This is a genomic window from Lactobacillus sp. (assembly GCF_014803895.1).
In genome coordinates this window covers 1-20,232 of record NZ_JAAVAU010000034.1, presented here as the reverse complement: position 1 = coordinate 20,232, position 20,232 = coordinate 1, and the positions used below count along the sequence as shown (strand labels likewise).

Below are 20,232 nucleotides of genomic sequence, written 5' to 3'. Positions count from 1 at the left end.
TAGTTAAGATAATAATAATTACTAAAGGACTAACTTATGGATAATATCAAGATTTTATTAGTAGAAGATGAAGAAAGCTTAGCAAGTTTTATACAAACTGAATTGGAATTAGAAGGTTATCAAGTAATTTGGGCCCAAAATGGTCAAGAAGCTTTAGAAATGTTTGAGAAAGACAAACCAACTCTTATCTTACTTGACTGGATGTTACCTGTATACGATGGTTTAACGGTATTGAGAAGAATTCGTAAAAAAAGTGATGTACCGATTATCATGTTGACGGCTAAAAATCAGGCGAGTGATATCAGTAATGCGCTTGATCAAGGATTAGATGATTATATGACTAAGCCTTTTGAAATAGAGGAATTATTTGCACGAATTCGAGTAGTTTTGCGTCGTCTTGAAAAAGAGAAGAAACGTGAAAATACGGTTACAAATGTTTTGAGGTTTAGTGTATTAAAGCTTGATTTGGTTAATCATAAGTTTGAATGTGGGGAGGAAAATATCTATCTTACTCCCAAAGAGTTTGCTTTAATGGCAGAGTTGATGAAAGATCCAGAAAAAGTTAAAAGTAGGGATGAATTGTTAGATGTAGTCTGGGGGTATGACTTTGTGGGACAAACTAATACTGTTGATGTTTATATTAGAACCTTAAGAAATAAACTCGGATTATACCGTGATTTAATAAAAACTATTCGTGGCTACGGTTATTGTCTAAGAAAGCTTGATTTGGATGACTAAAAAAACTAGGACCACTGCTCAGCAATTAACAAGTTTGTTTTTAAAATTATTTATCGCAATTTTGTTTATTGTAAATTTAGCATTTGTTATTATTTCAACGATTTTTGTTTATCAAACTGCCCAAAAGCAAGCTCATGAATTAATTGAAAATGTTAAAGATAATGTTGAAGAGCGTGGACATCACGATCACGATAATATTAAATGGGATACTTTGTTAGATGCCTATATTGCCCGTCAGGATGATGATGCAATTAAAATTGTGACGCCCAAAGAAAAAACTTTTTATTCTGAGGATGGGGACAAACTTTTTAAAAAAGTAGATACCAGTCGTCATTACAATAATGTTTTTTTTGCCTCAAGGAGTGTTTATTATTTAGAACAGTCTAATGTATGGGGATATAAGGTAACAGTTGCCTTAAATGTTGATGGTCTCTTTCAGCTTGTTATTCAGTTACTCATTACAATGATTGTTTTGAATTTAGGAGCCATTTTGCTTTGTATTCCTCTGATAAGAAGATTTGCTAAAAAGTGGAGTTTTTCTTTAGAAAAAATGGATCATGAAATTCTTCAAATTCAAAATAATAATAAAAGTCAAAATAAAACTATTTCAGTTCCTCAGCAACCAGTAGAAATTAAACATCTGGCTCAATCTTTTAATAGTTTGCTGGATTCGCAATACCAAGCAATGCAAAGAGAACATCAATTTGTAACAGATGCTTCGCATGAATTAAAAACACCTATAGCAGCTATTCGAGGCCATGTAGGTCTTATTAAAAGGCGAGGAAAAAGTAATCCTGAAATTATAGATAAGTCACTTGAGTATATTGATTCAGAATCCTTGAGAATGCAGGAATTAGTTAATGAATTGCTTGAGTTAGGGCGAGGACAAGGGAAATCTGCAGCAATTGAAAAAATTGATTTAGTAGGAGTAATAAAGAATGAATGTGAATTAATATGGCAAGAATTTCATCGTCACGTCCAATTGAAGTCGCCTAATGAGTTATTTTATGCAATTAAATTAACTGATTTTCGTCATTTAATCCATAATTTATTAGAAAATGCAGCAAAATATTCTCAAAAAGGTACACCAATATTTTTAAGTTTAAAATCTAAAAATAAAGGTTTAGTCTTGAAGGTAAAAGACGAAGGGCAAGGTATTAAAAAAGAAAATTATAATAAAATTTTTGATCGTTTTTTCCGTGAGGATCAAGCACATTCTAATAAAATTTCGGGTACTGGTTTAGGGTTAGCAATTGTAAAAAAAGTAGTAGATGAATATCATGGACAAATCAAACTTAGCGCCAATCACCCTAACGGCATGATCTTTACTATTTATCTTCCTTACGAAAAATGAAGAAATCTTCATTTAATCTATATATAATTTTGACTTTTAAAAGTTAGTTTCCTCGTATAATAAATATAGAAATTAAGTGAGACGAATTAGAATATAAAAAGAGGTATAAAGAATTATGTTCAAGAATATTAACAAGAAATTATCTGCAACTGTAGCAATTTTAGGTTTAGCAGTAGGTGGAAGTGCAATTACAATTGGAAGTTTAAAAAGTACGTCTGGAACTACAATTGTCCAAGCAGCCACAAGTACTTCCCAAATAAAACTTACTAGAACTCAGGCTGTAAAGAAATTTACTCAAAAGTTTGGTAATAAATCTATTGAATCAATTAGTTTGAAGCCAAGTGGAAATAAATATGTTTATATCGTTGATGGCTTTGATAAAACTAAAGAATATGAAGTTAAGATTAATGCTAAAACGGGTAAAATTATTAGCTCAAAGAGTGAAAAATTAGATACTACCGATCACAAGAGTGCGGTTAATTTAAAGAAGGCAATTAGTCGGTCTAGTGCGACTAAGATTGCAAAAAAGCATGCAAGTGGTAAGGCTGTGAAATGGACTTTAGAAAAAGAAAATGGTAAATCTGTTTGGGTAGTAGAATTTGTTAACGGTACTGAAGTAGAAATTAATACATTAACCAAAAAGGTAATTAGTGTAGAGAAAGATAACTAGACAAAATAACACCCTTGAGTTAGAGGGTGTTATTTTTTTAGAGATTAAAAATGAAGAAATCTTCATTTGATTTACATCTAATTTTGGTTTTTAAAAGCTACTTTTTTCGTAAACTAAATATATAAATTGAACGAGATAAATGTTTAGACGAAAGAAGGATTAATTTATGAAAACTATTAATTTAAAGAAACTATCACTTGCCGCTGCAGTTTTAGGATTAGCTGTTGGAGGTACAACTGTAGTAGCGAATAACTATGTTAATGCATCAGATAGTTCTACTCAAGTTACTAAAAGTAAAGTAAGTACTTCTAAGATTAAAATTACTCAACAACAAGCTATTGAAAAGTTTACTGAAAAATATGGTAATAAATCAATTGAGTCAATTGAATTAGAAGCTCACCGTGGTACTTATGTTTATACTATTGAAGGATTTGACTCAAGTAAAGAATACCGTGTAGATGTAGATGCAGAAACGGGTAAGGTTTTAACTTCAAGAAGTGAAAATTTAGATAAAGATGATAAAAATGTGGCCTTAGATTTAAGTAAGTTAATCAGTCGCGATGAAGCTAGTGAAATTGCACAAAAAAATGCTAGTGGAACTGCAGTTGAATGGACTTTAGAAACTGAAGATGGCAAAGCTATTTGGAATGTAGAATTAGTAGATGGTTCTAATAAAACTAAGGTAGAGATTGATGCCGCAAGTAAGAAAGTTTTAAGTACTAAAAAGGATAAATTAAAAGATAAAGATTCAAGACATGGTGATAAAAGTAAAAAAGAAAGATATACTAGTGTTTCTAGCAATGTAATTAAGGCAACAGAAGCAATTGAAATTGCACAAAAGAATGCTAGTGGAACGGTGGTAGAAAGTAAATTAGAAAAAGAAGATGGAAAATGGATTTGGTCAGTAGAATTATTGAATAACTCTACTGAAACTGAAGTAGAAATTAATGCTATAACTAAAGAAGTAATTAAGGTAGAAAAAGATACAAATAATGATAAGGACTAAAAAAGTGTATCCCAATTTTAGGGATACACTTTTTATCTGTTTTTAGGAATAAATCCAGCGATATCATCGTAAGAAAAAGTATAGTCAAGCTTTTTATTGTATGCTTGTTCATAAGCTTTTTTCTTTTGTGAATAATCAATATCGCGCATTCTACGTGCATTTTCGTCAACACTTAAATTAGGGTCTGGATAAATTGTAGGCAAAACGTGGAGAATACGACGAGTTTTATGGAATTCAGGATGATTTTTTTCATAACTTGATTTATCTTGAAGTTCCACAAAGCAGGAAATAATAGGTACATTTAATTTTGCAGCGTAGTAGTAGGCTCCCTTTTGAACAGGGCGTGGTTTACGATAATTGAACCACATCTCTTGTTCAGGATAAATAAGAACCCAGCTTTTTTTGGCAAAAGCATTTGATAAATGTTTTGGAAATTCACGTCCTAGATATCGTACGCTATTACTTAAGGGAATACTATCGATATTTTTCATCATGAACCCAATCCATCCTGGTAAAAGTAGATTAGTATCTTCTACGATAATAAAAAGACGCTTATGTGCTTTTAGGGCTAATTTTTTAATTGGTAAGCTATCAAATTGATTATAATGGTTGGAGGTTATAATCGCACTAGGGATATGTTTAATGTTCTTTGTAGAATCAATCTTATCTCCTAAAGTAAGGATAAGAGCTCCTAAGTCAAAAGCCCCGCGAGTAAAAAGATTTACTAGTTTATGGGAATATTTTTTACTATCTTTCCAAAAATGTTCTACTAATTGTTTGCTTTTTTCTTGGCTTAAAATGGGATCGCCAATTTCGGCTTTAGCATGAAAAGCTTTATTTTGAATATTTTTTTTAATATTTTCAATTACTTTAAATCTGTCTCCACCAATTATCATAGTTTAACCCGCTCTCCTTGTTCTTTAATATGGAACCAACTGTTAGGGCTGTTTCTGATGCTATCAATTTTACCAAGCATATGTTTTAGTCCTTTACGGGCATTAGCTCGATCTTTGTCGGTGAAATTATTAAGTTCATCTTTTAATTGTTGATAGTACATCGTTTCTTTTGCACTGTTCCAGAAGTATTCCTGATATTGAACATCTGGAAAATGCCAAGGCTTGAAGAAAAGATTGTAGTGCACTAAGTGTGGATTTTTAATGGGTTCCATATTTTCATTAGGCATTGCATCCCAACTGGGATCAAGATATTTAATTTTGTCTTCACATATCTCGTTTAGATATGATTGATCTGGTTCAATTGTTGGGACATTATATTTGTTAATTAAATAGTAGAATCTATCAGAAAACTTTTTATCTCTAAAAGCTTTCATATCAAGCAAAAGAACACCGGAATTAATATATTTTTCTGGTGGAAAAATACCTTGACACTCTTTAATATACTTTTGCATGATTGGTATAAAGCGGACTGATAAATCAGCACACGCACCAAAATAATTTTCTTCTAGGTCAATGTTGTACAAGTTAGCAATATCATCATTAACAACCGTATCAGCATCAAGATAGATCCCCTTGTCATATTGAGGGAATAAATCTGGGATAAATAAACGGTAAAAAATTGACATTGTAAAAAAGTCAGCTCTAAGATAATTGCCTTCGGTATTCTTTATAGGTTTAACTAATTTATCATCGATATGCTTGAATTCAATTTTTACATTTTCTTTTTCAAATGTTTTTAAATTTGCCATGCTATCAGAAGTTAAATCTTGATGCAAAAAGGTAATAATATAATTATTTTTAGAACTGACTCTTTTAACAAGAGAATTTAATGATACTGCCGCATATTGAGTGAAGTTGTCACTAATGGTATAAAATACTGGAATAGTTTGCATATTTAATCTTTCTTTTTTAATAAAGGTTGTAACTTCAAGTATTCATTTAAAATATCATCATAATCGTGAATCTTTAAGATACTATGAATTTTATCAACTTGCCAAGGTTTTACAGTTAAGGTATGAATAATTGGAAAAAATCTAAAGCTTGTAGTGAAGTGCTGGATTACAGTATTAGAATGAAGTTTTCTTTGCTCATTATACTTACGAGGAGCATATTTCTTCTTTTTAGCTAATTTATTAATAGCTGTTTGATCTGGTAAAAACATTTTTTTGGTTTGCATTAGCTTACGGACACGAGCAAAAAGGTTTGTCTTTTTTATCTCTTTCATATTTAAGAGTAAGACCCCAGAATTAATATAATCAAATGGTCTTAAACGATTGTGGAAGAACCAACGGCCATAATAATCCAATATTCCTACTAATTCTGTATCATGAAGATTTTGATTATAAAAAGAATCGATATTCTTCCTTATAATAATATCATCATCTAGGTAAAGAATTCGGTCAGGTATTTCTGGAATCTGATCTGCAAAAAGGCGCAGCATTGCATAAGGCGTGAAGCGGGTATTTTGATTAACCTTAGGAGCTTGCGCTTCATAAAGGTCAGTGATATCAAAAAGTTTAATTGTATTTTTAGGATTTTTTCTTTGAATGATTTTTTCAATGAGGTTAATTGCTTGAGAGCTAAAAGGATAAAACTGCTTATTATCGTTAGCTGTAACCATAGTTAAAACGTAGATATGTATCTCTTTAACATGTTTTAAGAGTGAAAGTGTTGTAATTAAGACACCATCTTCAGCGTGTGAATCGCCACAAAATAAAATATTCATGATAAATAACTTCCCATTATTTTTTCTGATAGTGATACAAGCTGCAGTTGCTGGTAGCAGCTCTTTGTTTTAGTTGTTGGTAGATTTTTTCATGTAACTGCATTTGTTGTTGCTTTTTAGGTAATTTTTCATCGGTGAAAAAGGGACCATCGATATAAACAATAATTTTAGGCTTTGTGGAATGCTTTCTTTTTTGATAAGTAGTAGTCATTGTAAAAGAAGGAGTCTTGAAAGTAACTGGAAAATTCATACTTGTTGTGGGAAAAGGACGAATTTTAGTGTAGTATGGCCAAACGTGTGCTTCTGGGTAGATGACGATGTGTTTATTTTGCTTAATAAGCAATTTAATAGCTTTAAGTAGACTAACGTTTTGTTTTAGGTCTTTGCCAACTGGCAGACCACCGTATGGAAGTAAATATTTTCCAATAAAAGGGATTCCCCAGTTAGATTGGCTAGCGAGAGCATAATAATCTTGAATTCCTAAAAGCGTTAATGGCATAAAAGCGTCATTAATTGGTTGGGTATGGTTAGCAAAAACAAAATATCCCTTGTGTTTATAAGGTACTAATTTTTCTTTTCCAACTACTTTAACGTGTAATATTCCATAACTTAAAAGATAAGCAAAACTACCTGCTAATGTGCGAACAATTTTATTAGGGAAATTTTGATTAATAATTTGATAGTTATCATTCAGTGAAAAATTTTGATTATCACTTTCTACCAAATCATCGGTCAATTTGTGGTAATAATATATTTTTTGTTTATGCATAATATCATAATTATAAAGGAATTCTTAAGCTAAACATAGTACAAAAAGAAAAAAGCGTTGTTAATAAAACAACGCTTGAGTAATCATAGAAATGTTATTTAGTAGCTTGTGCTACAGCTTGTTGACCAAGTAAGTTAATGAAGTTAAAAGGACGGTCAAAGTTAGGCTGAAAGAGCATATCAACCATCGCCATAAAGTTAATGGTATTATGATTTTGGATCATTACAGACACTGCATTGGCATACATAGAAATGTCGTATTTGCTCATAAATTGTGCACCGAGGATCTCGTTGTTACTCTTATTCCATACTACTGTACCTAAAATTGGTGTATCGTTAGGCATAAATTCAGGACGATAATTATCTTCAAAAGTTACACTATCGGCATCAAAACCAGCCTTTAATGCGGCATCTAAAGTCATTCCTGTTGAAGAGAGTGTAGTGTCATAAAGTTTAAGACCAGAAGTTGATTGAGTTCCCATATAAGCTTGATGATTACCAAAAATATTAATTCCTACTAAAGTACCTTGTCTAATTGCATTAGTTGCAAGTGGTACATAGGCTTCTTTATTCGTAGGGTTAAAGTGAACTGCAACTGCATCCCCTGCACCATAAACATCTGGATTAGAAGTTTGCATATAGGCATTAGTCTTGATTGAGCCATCTTTATTAAATTCAAGTTGATCTTTGAAGAGAGCAGTATTTGGTCTGAAACCAATACATAAAATGGCGATATCAGCATTATAGGTATTTTTATCAGTTTTAATGGTAATGCCGTTTTCGTTTTCTTCAAAACTAGCTACCATTTCGTTAAAGGCCATTGTTACGCCATGTTTTTCAAAATCTTTGCTTACTTCATCGGTATAGCGTTTGTCATAATATTTGCTGAGCATTCTATCTTGAGCATCGATTAAAGTAACGTTCTTGCCATTTTTGCTGTAAGCTTCAACTAATTCTATACCAATGTAGCCCCCACCGATAACAACGATATTTTTGGCATCTTTAGCAACTTCAAAGAGTTTTTTAGCGTGATTATAGTTTTTACACAAGTAAACATTCTTACTATGGATACCTGGTAAATTAGGTATGATAGGCCATGAACCGGTAGTTACAACTAACTTGTCGTAGTGGTCTTCAGTTTCTTTACCTGAGGTTAAATCTTTAACTTTAATGGATTTGTTAGCTAAGTCAACACTTGTTACTTCGTGTTCAAGTTTTACACTAGCGCCAATTTTACTTAAAAGTTCAGGGCTTGAGTAAAACATGTCGTCAATATTCTTAGTTTCGCCACCCAAGTAAGTTGCAATCCCACATGATAAGAAAGATACGTTGTCGTTCTTTTCATAGATAGTAACTTCGGTATCTGGATGAGTACTTAAAATTTGATTTGCAGTAATCGTGCCTGCGTGAGTACAACCGATAATAATAACTTTCACAATAAACCTCCTAATTACAATTTTGTATTCTCTTTCAGTATAACTAATTAGGTTGAAAAAACTATGAATATTAACCTAAAAATTATTTAGTGATCGTTTTTTCGACTGTTTGGTAAGCATCTGTATTGGGTAAAGTGAAATCTATGTTAGTAGTACCGTTCCAACTGGTTTGCATATTGACTAATTTAGTTTCATTATTAACCACATTAACTGGTTTTAGACCTAGAGCTTCACGAATATTTTTTGAAGCTTGGTTAATTTGCTCGCTAGTAGCAATTTGAAAATCTAGCCCGCTAATTTTGGCATTTTTACCACGAAGGCCATAGTTTTGGATAGTAGTGAGATTTTTAACATAATTATTGTATAAAGCTGCAAAATTATCTAAAGGAATGTCAGTTTTGATATTACCTTTGACTGCGTTGACAAGTTTGGTAGCAGTAATTAAATTGCCTGTTTTTTGGAATTTTTCAAAAGCATTCATTAAGATTTGTTGACCACGTTTTTGCCGACCATAATCATTATCCGGATCGTCGTAGCGCATGCGAGCATAGCCTAAAGCTTGCGTACCATTTAAATATTGCTTTCCTTTAGGGTAGGTATGACCTTCAAAGGTAAATTTAAAGGGATTATTTACTTCAACGCCATTAACTGCATTAACGACTTTTTCCAGCATGCCCATATTTACTAAGGCATAATATTGGACAGGAACATCCAATAATTCGCTCACTTGTTTTTCAGCTAATTTTGCACCACCTAGGGCATAAGCAGCGTTGATTTTTACATAGTCGGGTCCTTCATTGGTACTAACTTTTACTAAAGTATCACGAGGAATAGCAGTAATCGTCACTTTTTTGGTTTGTGGATTAACTGTCATTAATTCCATAGTATCAGTATTGCCAGTAGTACTTGCTTTACGACCAAGAGCTCCATCGTCCGTACCTAGTAAAAGGATTGAGATTGGTTTACCCTCTGCGATTCTTTTTTCATCTTGGGCAGAGTGGTTGCTAGAAATATTATTGGTAGTACTACGAATATAACTAAATCCGGAGATGCCAAGTATAAATAAAACTACCAAAATTCCTAGGACACCAAATAAAGTTTTCTTTTTCAAAATTATTTCCTCCAAATTTTTTATTCGCACTCTAGCTTAAATAGTAGGAGTAATAATTTCTAGATAGATATAAAAGACTTTGAAAATTTTTTACGTTGATATAAAAATTCTTTATAAGGTATTAAAAATAGGTATATGAAAGCACAAAAAAAGCACCGCAGAAGCGATGCTTTATAATTATGGGTGGTCAGGGGATCGAACCCTGGACCCACGGATTAAGAGTCCGTTGCTCTGCCAGCTGAGCTAACCACCCATTGGACAACCAACAAATAATATTATGCCAGCTAAGTATAAAAAATGCAAGAGTTTTTTTACAATTTTTTTGCAATAATTTAAAACAAGCCTGAAAAACAGTATAATAAAGATATTATTATGAGGAGGAAACCCTATGCCGAAAAAGATTTTAGTGGTAGATGATGAGAAACCAATCTCGGATATCATTAAGTTTAACCTTACTAAAGAAGGATATGATGTTGAGACAGCTTATGATGGTGAAGAGGCTGTTGAAAAAGTAGACGAATATAATCCAGATTTAATGATTTTAGATTTGATGCTACCCAAAAAAGATGGCTTGGAAGTAGCACGTGAGGTACGAAAAACTCACGATATGCCAATTATTATGGTGACAGCTAAAGACACTGAAATCGATAAAGTTTTAGGGCTTGAGATGGGTGCCGATGATTATGTAACTAAGCCTTTTTCTAATCGAGAATTGGTAGCACGTGTAAAAGCTAATTTACGTCGTCGTGATATTAGCCAAAAAGCTAATGATGATGAAGAAAATAAAAATATCTCAATTGGTAATTTAGTTATTATGCCAGAGGCTTATATTGTAGAAAAGAATGGTGAAAAAATTGAATTAACACACCGTGAATTTGAATTGCTACATTATTTGGCCCAGCATATGGGACAAGTGATGACTCGTGAGCACTTGCTTCAAACTGTTTGGGGTTATGATTATTTTGGTGACGTAAGAACTGTTGATGTGACAGTGAGACGTTTACGCGAAAAGATTGAAGATAATCCATCTTCACCAACTATTTTGGTAACGAGACGTGGTGTTGGATACTACGTCAAAGATCCATCTGATGAGTAAATGAAAGGCCACCGTGAAGTGGCCTTATTTTGTATGGGTAAGTAATGTGAAAAAGATAAAGAGAATTTTTACATCAATTAATTTTAAAATTGCATTGATCTTTATGTTGCTTTTGTTAGCAACAATTGAAATTGTTGGTGCTTATTTTACAAGGCAATTAGAACAAAGTTCGATTCGAAATTTTGAAACATCTATTCAGATACCAAATATTATTACTAATCAAATTTCTGAGCAATTAAGTCGAACAAACACCCAAAGTGCTAATCGACAATTAAATAAAATTGTGGCTAATTACAGTAATGATGCAATTAATCAAATTACAATTGTTGATAATAAAGGTGTTATTCGAGCAGTTTCAAATGTTAATGATCAAGCTCGAGTAGGTCAACGCGATACAAGTTCTGATATTAAAAAAGTAATTTCTAGTGGGCGCCAAGTTTCTAAAGTTGTTAATGATAATGGTAATTACATGGTACAGGTAACGCCACTTACTTTAGGAAATGGAACTAATACTACCATTGGTGCAATTTCTATTCGTGCTAGTATGCAGAGTGTTTTTAACAATATTCGTAATATATCGATAATGTTTTTAACTGCTTCATTGATTGCTGCGCTTTTAGGAGCTGTTGTTTCGATATTTATTTCTCGGGCAATAACGAGACCAATTGAGGAAATGACTGGGCAAGCGATTAGGATTTCGGATGGGGATTACTCAGGACACGTGAATATTTATGCTGATGATGAGTTAGGGCAGTTGGCTAAAGCATTTAATACGTTATCAGTAAGAATAGAACGTACTCAAGAAATTTCTGATGGTGAGAGGCGACGATTAGATAATGTATTAACACACATGACTGATGGTGTTATTGCTACTGATCGTCACGGTAATATTACAATTATCAATGAAACGGCCTTAGATTTTTTAGGTAAAAAAGAAGATGAGGTTATTGGCCGTCCAATAACGAAGTTATTAGGTCTAGAAGATGTAACGATTCAAGACTTAATGAGTACTCAACAAGAATTAATTGTACCGGTGAATGTCGGTACGCATGACGAGATGATTTTACATGCTAACTTTTCGTTGATTCAAAGAATTACTGGCTTTGTATCTGGGCTTGTGTGTGTGTTACATGATATTACTGAACAACAGAAAAATGAACGTGAGCAGCAACAATTTGTTTCTAATGTGTCACACGAATTGAGAACGCCACTCACAAGTATGCGAGCTTATGTGGAAGCCTTAAATGATGGGGCTTGGCAGGATCCCAATATTGCACCTCAATTTTTAGGGGTTGTTCAGGATGAAACAGAACGTATGATTCGAATGATCAATGATTTATTAAATTTATCACGAATGGATCGTGGTGTAGCTAAAATGGATCTTGAATGGGTTAATATTACTGACTTTGTTAATCATATTCTAAATCGTTTTGACATGATGATTAAAAATGATGCTGAAAAGAATAAAAATAAGGTAAAGAAGTATTCTATTAAGCGAGAATTTACGAAGCAGGATCTATGGGTAGAAATAGATACTGATAAGATGATGCAAGTAATTGATAATATTATGAATAATGCTATCAAGTATTCACCAGATGGTGGAGTGATTACAGTACGCTTATTACAATCACATAAGCACATCATTTTAAGTATTTCCGATCAGGGATTAGGTATCCCAAGAAAAGATTTAAATAAAATTTTTGATCGCTTCTACCGTGTTGATAAAGCCCGTTCTCGTAAGCAAGGAGGAACTGGATTAGGGTTAGCAATTTCTAAAGAAATTGTAGAAGAACACCATGGTCGAATCTGGGCTGATAGTGCAGAGGGTAAGGGGTCAACCTTCTATATTTCCTTACCGTTTGAACCAATATCTGAGGAAGGAGCTAGTTGGGATGAAATTTAAACATAAGCTAGGTAATATTTGTCTTACTGTTGGTTTGATTCTAATGGTACTTACTTCAATAGGATTATCAGCATATATTTGGGGATCTGATTCGCGTTTTTCTCGAATTGAACAAACATCTAATCAGTCTCCCACCAAAAAAGATGTAGGGCAAAAATCTTTACGTGAAATTTATATACCTACAAAACTTTTTTACTATCGTAATAGTCAACTGTATCAAGTTTATGCAGGCCAAGTAAATTTGCCCTTGCAGTTTTCTAAGATGACTCAACCATTAGAAAAAAATACACCTATTAAAGTAACTAAAGATAAAACTTATTATAATAATTTACTTAAAAATCAAAGTTATATTCAGCTTACTTACCCAGATCAAATTACTATTTCGCTTTTTCTTACTAAGCTAAAAAAAGCGAATAATGGTGAGTTCAATCGTATTTTTGTGCCGGTCGATACCACTGAGAAATACCTTTACTTAGGAAATGACAAAGATTATACAGTATATAAAGTAGCAATAGGTAAAGTTAAATTTGATAAATTTTATAAGCAGATTAGGAAAGCTAAATCTCAAGTTCCAGTTGCCTTACATCGATTAAGTGATGCTTATTTACCTTTTTATGAAAAAGAAACACAATTACCTAATTATAGCTATTTGACTGATCAAGAATCGGATTCATACTTTGTTTATCGTTTACTTGGAACAGGTTCAATTAATCAACGTAATAGTTCAGCATCAATAACTTATTCTAATGGAGTTTATGAACGATTAATTGCGGCTAAAAAGAGTCATAATTATGAATACGTAAATTATAATGAAAATAAACTACCAACATCAGTTACTAAAAAACTAAGCAGTAGTTTATCTTATATTAGAAAAATTGGCTTAAGTGAACCAGATTTGCACTTTTTTGATGCAGATAACAACACAATGATTTATCAAAGCTTTGTGGAAGAATATCCTGTCTTTTTCCCAGGAAATTATAATACACGAGCCCAAATTAAGTTTGCTAAAAGTGGCTTGAAAATTAACTTCAATAGTTTAAACTTGCAAATTCCAATTCCAAGTAATGGTTCAAAAACTACATTACCAGCAACTAAAGTTGCGCTTAATAGTTTGATTGAAAGCGGCTATGCCAAAAAAGATATCAGTCGAATAATTGTTGGTTATACTGTAAAAGCTGATAGTGACAGCAGTTCTCGATTAGTGGACTTAAAACCAACGTATTATGCCAAAATTAAAGGAAAGTGGCGGTCACTAAAAGAGTGGATTGATGCTTCACCTCTTAATGGTTCAAGTGCTCAGGCTAAATCAGAGTCTAAGGAGGGATTAGAGGATGGACTTTAAACGAATCCAATGGATATTTCTAATTGTTTTTATTGGAATTAATATTTTTCTAGGAATAGAAATTATCCAAATTCCTACGTTACTTTCTAGTAATACGACTACTACGAGTGGAGATAATTTACAACAAGAAATGGCTGCGGATAATATTAAAATTCCTCATGTTAGTAATAAAGAATCGGATGGTTATTATTTAGCTGCAAAAGTTGATAAAACTTGGATTAATAAAGCCCAAAGTCAAGTTGGTGATCAGATGACGGTGACAACATCAAGTACCGAAAGTAGTGTAAGTGCAACACTTAATAATCCAGTAGCAATTAGTTCAGATAAGAAAAAAGCTATCAAAGATTTAAATAATTTTAAAAACAATGCTAAAAATGTTTATAAAGGTGATGAATATGTTTATTCACCAGAGTTATCTGAAAATAATGATTATATTTTCTTACAAAAAACGCCGTATGGCTTAATTTATTCAACGAGAGCACGATTACATATTACGGTAAAGGATAATAAAATTGTCTCTTATTACCAGCGTTATACTGATAAAGTTTCTACAGTAAGAGAACGTCAAACGACTATTAGTGCTAAAGAAGCAATTAATTCTCTTTATACTTACAGTGAATTGCCGAATAATTCTAAAGTGATTTGGATCAAATATGGTTATACTAAACTAACTCAAGTTCGAGGAAGCGTGATTTTTTTACCGTCATGGTTAGTAGCTATAGAAAATAATACTTCAAAGACAGTGACTGTAAAACGTGTAAATGCTTTTACTAGTACAATTATTCAACCACAGACTACCTCTGAAGAAAAAAATGATGATGAAGTTAAGGATTAAGGGGTGATTTTTGTGAAAGTATCTGTATTAGCGAGTGGATCCTCGGGGAATATAACTTTAATTCAAACTCCGCAACATAATGTATTAATGGATGCTGGAATATCTGGTAAAAAAACTAAAACTCTTTTATCCAATGTTGGTGTGGATATCAAAGATATTGATATGGTTTTTTTAAGTCATGATCATACAGATCATTCAGGTGGCTTAGGAGTTTTGATGCGACGTTATTCTCAAATTAATGCCTTTGCAAATGCAGGGACTTGGCAATATTTGATTGATAGTAATAAAATTGGACAATTGCCAATAGATCAAATTAATACTTTTGAATCGGGAAAGACAAAAATTTTTGGTGATTTGGAAGTAACAAGCTTTGCTACTAGTCATGATGCAGCTGAACCACAATATTATGTTTTTGCTAGTGGAGGAAAGAGATTTGCTTGTTTAACTGATACAGGTTATGTTTCAAATAATGTTAAAAGCCAAATTGAAGCTGCAGATGGATATTTAATAGAGTTTAATTATGATGATATGATGTTGCGGCGTGGTCCCTACTCGTGGTCACTTAAGCAGCGGATTATGTCTGATGTAGGTCATTTATCGAATGAGCAAGCGGGTGAGACTTTACTTGACGTAGTGAAATCTAATACCAAGAATATCTTTTTGGCTCATCGTTCTCAGCACAATAATACCCAGTACAAAGCTCATGAAGCTGCTTGGGATATTTTGGTTAATGGGGATGCAGAATTACCAGGAGATGTTCAAATTCATGATACCGCTCCAAGTAAGCCAACCGACTTGGTGGAAATTTAGTAATTTAAAAATAAATCTTCATAATTTCTTCAAATTTGCTTTTTATGATAGATATTGTGAGAAATAATGCATTTATATATATAGACCAATGCAAGAAAGGGAAGAGAAATGACTGAAAACAAAAAGAAAAATAATACTCTATTGAAGACTGGAATTGTTGGTGTTGTTGCTGGACTTTTAGGTGGTGGAATTGCTTATGCTGGGATGAGTCAAGTAAGCCAAAATAGTGCTCAAACTGCTGCACCAACTGTGACAACAGTTAAAAATACTAGTAAAAGCTCTGGTCAAATGACTGCTGCTTTCAATGCGGTTAAGAATTCTGTTGTTTCTGTAGTAAATTTAAAAAGACAAAGTAGCTCTAGTTCATCAAGTGATTTATTTGGTATTTTTGGTGACTCTGATGAAAGTTCTTCAAGTTCATCAAGTAACTCTAAGTCAAATCTAGAAACTTATAGTGAAGGTTCTGGAGTTATTTATATGAAATCTAATGGTAAAGGCTATATTGTAACCAATAATCACGTTGTTTCTGGTAGTGATGAAATTCAAGTTATTCTAAGCAATGGTAAAAAAGTCACAGCTACAAAAGTTGGTAGTGACTCGGAAACTGACTTAGCTGTTTTAACTATTGATGGTAAATATGTAACCCAAACTGCACAATTTGGTAATTCTAAAAATGTAGAACCAGGTCAATCAGTAATTGCTGTTGGTTCACCATTAGGTAGTCAATATGCTACTAGTGTTACTCAAGGTATCATTTCTGCTAAGAGTAGAACGATTGATGTAACAAATTCCTCAGGACAAGTAACTAACCAGGCTACTGTTATTCAAACTGATGCGGCTATTAACCCAGGTAACTCTGGTGGTCCATTGGTAAATGAATCAGGACAAGTTATTGGTATCAACTCTATGAAGCTTTCACAATCTAGTGATGGTACTAGTGTTGAAGGAATGGGTTTTGCTATTCCTAGTGATGAAGTTGTAACAATTATCAATGAGTTAGTGAAAAATGGTAAAATTACTCGACCACAATTAGGTGTTCGTGTAGCTTCAGTTAGTGAATTAACTGACTATAGTAAGAAGCAATTGAATGTGCCATCTAGTGTAAAATCTGGTGTTTACGTTGCTTCTGTAACTAAGAATAGTAGTGCTTCTAAAGCAGGCATGAAGAGTGGAGATATCATCACTAAGGTGGATGGTAAGACTATTAAAGATCTTGCGTCATTACATACCGTCTTATATGCTCATAAGATTGGAGATCATGTAACTGTTCAAGTAGTTCGTGATGGTAAAACTAAGAATTTGAGTGTAACATTGAGTAAATAAAAATAAAGGACTCACTGAAATAAAATGAGTCCTTTTTCTGTATATTAAATTTGTGAAACAGATAAAAGTTCGTGTTTTGATTGAATACAAATGCAGAAAGTTCTGTGGATAACTCTGTGGATTGTGTATAACTAGTAAAGAAAGCCTTTTACAAAAATGAAGATAAATCTATCTTTATATGACTATAATGTTATTTATTATATAAAGATCTGTCTGTAAATTATTTGTATAAAGGCTATTTATGGTTAGTAATCACAAAAACACAAATGATATTTTTGTGATTTTTATTAATTAATAAAAAAATACATAAATCACAAGTTAAACCACAATTTATAGTATGTAACTAAATTTTGTAACTAAATATTGTGGGTATAAAATTCGGTTTATTGTCTGGACGTTTCACAGCTCACCAAGTTAAAATGGAAAATAAATAAAATTAAGTGAGGGAATCATGAATATAAAAATTGTATGTGTAGGCAAATTAAAAGAAAAATACTTTAAAGATGGTATTGCAGAATATATGAAGAGAATGGATCGCTATGCCAAGATGAAAATAATTCAAGTTCCTGATGAAAAAGCTCCTGAAAAGTTAAGTCCAGCTGAAATGAAAAAGGTAAAGGAGATTGAAGGAGAAAGAATTTTAAGTAAAATTAAAGACAAAGAATATGTTTACGTAACTGCAATTAAAGGTAAAGAAAGAACTAGCGAGGAATTTGCTAAAGAAATTCAAAATTTAGGAACTTATGGACATTCAGATATTACCTTTGTAATTGGTGGGAGTTTAGGTACTAGTGATGCTGTGAATAAACGAGCTGATGATTTGATTAGTTTTGGTAAATTTACTATGCCCCATCAACTAATGCGCTTAGTTTTAACAGAACAAATATATCGAGCATTTATGATTAATAATGGTAGTCCTTATCATAAATAATTATTTTAAAAATAAGATTGGTTGAAAGATTAGCAAAATTGTTAAAAAAGATAACCAATCTTTTTTTGTTAAAGTAATGGGTTTAATAATACTACGTGGCTTATTTTCACGGAAACCATGTGAAATCATACCTTGAGTAAGTCCATCTGCCCAATTAAGAGCCATAAGGATAGCTTTAAAATATAATCTAGGTGACCAAAATGAAAGGTGTAAGCCACGCATTTCTCCTGCCACTTGAATACGGTGTACTTCTTCTTTAATTCTAGGAATAACATTGAAAGCTGCCAAAAGACCATATGCAAATTTGCTAGGAAGTTTAAAATTTTGTTCTAAGGAACGAATTAATTCATTAATATTTGTGGTTTGGCTAATACATCCTCCAGCAAAAGTAAATACGTAAATTCGAGTAAAAAGTACCCAAGCATAAGTAGTATTTTTATTAGGAGAAAACCAATAAATACTACTAAACATTGCAAAAGCTGCTAACAGTGGTACAAAGAGCAATAATAGAAAAGTTTTAAACTTAATATGGTGAAATAATAAATAGGCTATACAAAAGATAATCACAATTAAGTTTGCCAAAAGATTGGCCTTGAGAGATATTTCCAAGGAAATAATTAAGGCAAGAAATAATTTAAGACTGGGATTCATTCTTTAACCCTCCGGTAGTATATTGAAGATGTTGATTTTCAAGGACAAGATGATAGTCACATAATAAGTCTAATTGGTCACTTTGATGACTAATTATAATTAAAGTTTTATCTTTTGTAAGAAATTGTGTTCTTAATAAATCACTGATTTTAGTAATACTTTGAGTATCTAAACCAGCAAATGGCTCGTCAAGCAATAAAATATCAGGATTAGCTAAAATCATCAGTAATATTTGTAATTTTTTCTTTTGACCACCCGAAAGAGAATAGACACTTTCATCTGTTAGATTATCAAGTTTTAATTCGGCTAAAAATTTTTGAATTTGAACAGGAGTAAATTTTTTACTCAATTTTTGACTGAGTTCAATTTCTTCTTTAACAGTAATCATTAAAAACTGATCATTAGGATTTTGAAAAGCTTGTGCTACATGAGTAAGATAATTTTTCCGTTTAAGTGTGGTTATATCAGTTCCCTTAAAAAATATTTTACCTTTATAAGGAATTAATTTGGTAAGTGCTTTAAATAAAGAAGTTTTTCCAGCCCCATTTACTCCGCTTAAAAGAGTGCAGTGACCCTCAAAGATTTTTAAGTCTTGTTTAGTAATTAATATTTTATTGCCCTGACTCAAAGAGAAATCTTTAAAGTTTAAAATTGCTTTCTCATTTTGAGGTAATGTAAAGGTAAGCTTTGGAAAAATTTGTTGTTGAAAGAAAGCTCGTTTTTGGTCACTACTTAAGGAGATAATTTTTTTATCCGTTTTAAATAAAAATACTTGATCACATATTTTTTCATAGCCGTTTAAATTATGGTCGGTAATGATAATAGTTTTACCAGCTTTTTTAAGCTTTGCTAAGTAATTAAGTAAAAATTTTCTGTTAAGTGGATCACAGTTTGCAAATGGCTCGTCTAATAAAATTAGGTCAGAGTCCATTGCGATAATAATGGCCAAAGCAATACGTTGTTTTTCTCCTCCAGACAAAGTTAAAAAATCACGGTGAAGTAAATCTTGAGTATTCGTCTCTTTAGTAGCCAAAGCAATACGTATTTGTGCTTGCTGTGATGTTAGTTGCAAATTTTCTAAAGAAAAAATAAATTCCTGATAAGGTGTTTTCATTGTGAATTGTTTATCAGGGTCTTGGAATACCATTCCCCAGTGGTTGAATGAGTTTTCTATTTTTCCATGACTAATATGACCACCAAATTGAGGATATAGACCAGCGATGATTTTCAATAAAGTAGATTTGCCACAGCCAGTAGGTCCGGCTAGTAGAGAAAAACTCTCCGACTTAATTTGAAGGGAGAGTTTTTCAAAAATATTTTTATGTTTTTGATAATTAAAGGTAAGTTGATTAATTTTGATCATTTTTGATTATATGAGCTTTTTCTAATAAATTGATAATTAATTTGACTAAAATACAACAAAAGATAATCATTGAAATCCAGCGTACACCAAAGTAAATAACCATCTTATAGAGGGGATATTGATTATAACCATTTTTAAAAAAATCATAGATATAAGTCACTATGGTAGTTGTTGTGGCTGATAAAAAGAGTGTAAAAGTATTATAGATTTTGT

19 protein-coding genes, 1 tRNA gene and 1 pseudogene are annotated in these 20,232 nt (G+C 32.1%); 11 read left to right on the top strand and 10 right to left on the bottom strand.

The window, feature by feature from the left end; genetic code table 11:
- Positions 1 to 36 precede the first annotated feature (36 nt).
- From HDR40_RS09830 to HDR40_RS09815, 4 genes are all read left to right on the top strand, one after another.
- Positions 37 to 738, top strand: coding sequence for a response regulator transcription factor (locus HDR40_RS09830; RefSeq protein WP_290626152.1), 702 nt, complete (start codon positions 37 to 39; stop codon positions 736 to 738).
- Complete coding sequence (locus tag HDR40_RS09825; protein WP_290626150.1) at positions 731 to 2,092, top strand: HAMP domain-containing sensor histidine kinase; 1,362 nt, start codon at positions 731 to 733, stop codon at positions 2,090 to 2,092. The genes HDR40_RS09830 and HDR40_RS09825 overlap by 8 nt, the downstream gene beginning before the upstream one ends.
- 115 nt (positions 2,093 to 2,207) lie before the next feature.
- Positions 2,208 to 2,762: a PepSY domain-containing protein gene (locus HDR40_RS09820; RefSeq protein ID WP_290626149.1), complete on the top strand. Its 555-nt coding sequence runs from the start codon at positions 2,208 to 2,210 to the stop codon at positions 2,760 to 2,762.
- 166 nt (positions 2,763 to 2,928) lie between these two features.
- Entirely contained in the window at positions 2,929 to 3,768 is an 840-nt protein-coding gene (locus tag HDR40_RS09815; protein WP_290626148.1) for a PepSY domain-containing protein, read from the top strand.
- A gap of 32 nt (positions 3,769 to 3,800) precedes the next feature.
- Here the strand turns inward: HDR40_RS09815 and HDR40_RS09810 are convergent, their stop codons facing one another.
- From HDR40_RS09810 to HDR40_RS09780, 7 genes are all read right to left on the bottom strand, one after another.
- On the bottom strand, positions 3,801 to 4,664 hold the full coding sequence (locus HDR40_RS09810; protein WP_290626146.1) for a lysophospholipid acyltransferase family protein: 864 nt from the start codon (positions 4,662 to 4,664) through the stop codon (positions 3,801 to 3,803).
- Complete coding sequence (locus HDR40_RS09805) at positions 4,661 to 5,617, bottom strand: glycosyltransferase family 8 protein (RefSeq protein WP_290626144.1); 957 nt, start codon at positions 5,615 to 5,617, stop codon at positions 4,661 to 4,663. The genes HDR40_RS09810 and HDR40_RS09805 overlap by 4 nt, the downstream gene beginning before the upstream one ends.
- Positions 5,618 to 5,619: 2 nt before the next feature.
- Positions 5,620 to 6,450 (bottom strand): glycosyltransferase, encoded by an 831-nt coding sequence (locus HDR40_RS09800; RefSeq protein ID WP_290626142.1) that lies wholly within the window; start codon positions 6,448 to 6,450, stop codon positions 5,620 to 5,622.
- Between the two features lie 16 nt (positions 6,451 to 6,466).
- Positions 6,467 to 7,219 (bottom strand): 1-acyl-sn-glycerol-3-phosphate acyltransferase, encoded by a 753-nt coding sequence (locus HDR40_RS09795; RefSeq protein WP_290626140.1) that lies wholly within the window; start codon positions 7,217 to 7,219, stop codon positions 6,467 to 6,469.
- Between the two features lie 94 nt (positions 7,220 to 7,313).
- On the bottom strand, positions 7,314 to 8,654 hold the full coding sequence (locus tag HDR40_RS09790; protein WP_290626138.1) for an FAD-dependent oxidoreductase: 1,341 nt from the start codon (positions 8,652 to 8,654) through the stop codon (positions 7,314 to 7,316).
- An 82-nt stretch (positions 8,655 to 8,736) separates the two neighbouring features.
- Entirely contained in the window at positions 8,737 to 9,765 is a 1,029-nt protein-coding gene (locus HDR40_RS09785) for an LCP family protein (RefSeq protein WP_290626136.1), read from the bottom strand.
- 180 nt (positions 9,766 to 9,945) lie between these two features.
- A tRNA-Lys gene (locus HDR40_RS09780) sits at positions 9,946 to 10,018 on the bottom strand.
- Between the two features lie 135 nt (positions 10,019 to 10,153).
- Here HDR40_RS09780 and yycF point away from each other — a divergent pair.
- The 7 genes from yycF (at position 10,154) to rlmH (ending at position 18,005) form a co-directional block, all read left to right on the top strand.
- The gene (yycF, locus tag HDR40_RS09775; protein WP_290626134.1) at positions 10,154 to 10,861 is read left to right on the top strand and encodes a response regulator YycF; all 708 of its coding nucleotides are present in this window, start codon (positions 10,154 to 10,156) and stop codon (positions 10,859 to 10,861) included.
- Between the two features lie 46 nt (positions 10,862 to 10,907).
- Positions 10,908 to 12,764, top strand: coding sequence for a cell wall metabolism sensor histidine kinase WalK (walK, locus tag HDR40_RS09770; protein ID WP_290626342.1), 1,857 nt, complete (start codon positions 10,908 to 10,910; stop codon positions 12,762 to 12,764).
- Positions 12,754 to 14,106, top strand: a complete 1,353-nt coding sequence (gene yycH, locus HDR40_RS09765) for a two-component system activity regulator YycH (RefSeq protein ID WP_290626132.1) — start codon at positions 12,754 to 12,756, stop codon at positions 14,104 to 14,106. Before walK ends, yycH begins: the two co-directional genes overlap by 11 nt.
- The gene (locus HDR40_RS09760) at positions 14,096 to 14,941 is read left to right on the top strand and encodes a two-component system regulatory protein YycI (protein ID WP_290626130.1); all 846 of its coding nucleotides are present in this window, start codon (positions 14,096 to 14,098) and stop codon (positions 14,939 to 14,941) included. Before yycH ends, HDR40_RS09760 begins: the two co-directional genes overlap by 11 nt.
- A gap of 12 nt (positions 14,942 to 14,953) precedes the next feature.
- Entirely contained in the window at positions 14,954 to 15,751 is a 798-nt protein-coding gene (locus HDR40_RS09755; protein ID WP_290626129.1) for an MBL fold metallo-hydrolase, read from the top strand.
- A gap of 108 nt (positions 15,752 to 15,859) precedes the next feature.
- Positions 15,860 to 17,074, top strand: coding sequence for a trypsin-like peptidase domain-containing protein (locus HDR40_RS09750; RefSeq protein ID WP_290626127.1), 1,215 nt, complete (start codon positions 15,860 to 15,862; stop codon positions 17,072 to 17,074).
- A 451-nt stretch (positions 17,075 to 17,525) separates the two neighbouring features.
- Positions 17,526 to 18,005 carry a 23S rRNA (pseudouridine(1915)-N(3))-methyltransferase RlmH gene (rlmH, locus tag HDR40_RS09745; protein WP_290626125.1) on the top strand — a complete coding sequence of 160 codons (480 nt, stop codon included), beginning with the start codon at positions 17,526 to 17,528 and terminating at the stop codon, positions 18,003 to 18,005.
- On the opposite strand, the gene HDR40_RS09740 is transcribed toward rlmH, so the two are convergent.
- The 3 genes and pseudogenes from HDR40_RS09740 to HDR40_RS09730 all read right to left on the bottom strand — a co-directional run.
- On the bottom strand, positions 18,006 to 18,656 hold the full coding sequence (locus HDR40_RS09740) for an energy-coupling factor transporter transmembrane component T (protein WP_290626123.1): 651 nt from the start codon (positions 18,654 to 18,656) through the stop codon (positions 18,006 to 18,008).
- Positions 18,640 to 20,019, bottom strand: a complete 1,380-nt coding sequence (locus HDR40_RS09735) for an ABC transporter ATP-binding protein (protein WP_290626121.1) — start codon at positions 20,017 to 20,019, stop codon at positions 18,640 to 18,642. Before HDR40_RS09735 ends, HDR40_RS09740 begins: the two co-directional genes overlap by 17 nt.
- Positions 20,006 to 20,232, bottom strand: a pseudogene (locus HDR40_RS09730) (ABC transporter permease); the annotation flags it as partial. The pseudogene HDR40_RS09730 and the gene HDR40_RS09735, both read right to left, overlap by 14 nt.

Bases quoted from the DNA above. Each gene is read 5' to 3' on its own strand.
- HDR40_RS09830 (WP_290626152.1), top strand. From the start codon at position 37: ATGGATAATATCAAGATTTTATTAGTAGAAGATGAAGAAAGCTTAGCA.
- HDR40_RS09815 (WP_290626148.1), top strand. From the start codon at position 2,929: ATGAAAACTATTAATTTAAAGAAACTATCACTTGCCGCTGCAGTTTTA.
- rlmH (WP_290626125.1), top strand. From the start codon at position 17,526: ATGAATATAAAAATTGTATGTGTAGGCAAATTAAAAGAAAAATACTTT.
- HDR40_RS09820 (WP_290626149.1), top strand. From the start codon at position 2,208: ATGTTCAAGAATATTAACAAGAAATTATCTGCAACTGTAGCAATTTTA.
- HDR40_RS09740 (WP_290626123.1), bottom strand. From the start codon at position 18,656: ATGAATCCCAGTCTTAAATTATTTCTTGCCTTAATTATTTCCTTGGAA.
- HDR40_RS09825 (WP_290626150.1), top strand. From the start codon at position 731: ATGACTAAAAAAACTAGGACCACTGCTCAGCAATTAACAAGTTTGTTT.
- HDR40_RS09810 (WP_290626146.1), bottom strand. From the start codon at position 4,664: ATGATAATTGGTGGAGACAGATTTAAAGTAATTGAAAATATTAAAAAA.
- HDR40_RS09760 (WP_290626130.1), top strand. From the start codon at position 14,096: ATGGACTTTAAACGAATCCAATGGATATTTCTAATTGTTTTTATTGGA.
- HDR40_RS09800 (WP_290626142.1), bottom strand. From the start codon at position 6,450: ATGAATATTTTATTTTGTGGCGATTCACACGCTGAAGATGGTGTCTTA.
- HDR40_RS09750 (WP_290626127.1), top strand. From the start codon at position 15,860: ATGACTGAAAACAAAAAGAAAAATAATACTCTATTGAAGACTGGAATT.
- yycF (WP_290626134.1), top strand. From the start codon at position 10,154: ATGCCGAAAAAGATTTTAGTGGTAGATGATGAGAAACCAATCTCGGAT.
- HDR40_RS09805 (WP_290626144.1), bottom strand. From the start codon at position 5,617: ATGCAAACTATTCCAGTATTTTATACCATTAGTGACAACTTCACTCAA.
- yycH (WP_290626132.1), top strand. From the start codon at position 12,754: ATGAAATTTAAACATAAGCTAGGTAATATTTGTCTTACTGTTGGTTTG.
- HDR40_RS09795 (WP_290626140.1), bottom strand. From the start codon at position 7,219: ATGCATAAACAAAAAATATATTATTACCACAAATTGACCGATGATTTG.
- HDR40_RS09735 (WP_290626121.1), bottom strand. From the start codon at position 20,019: ATGATCAAAATTAATCAACTTACCTTTAATTATCAAAAACATAAAAAT.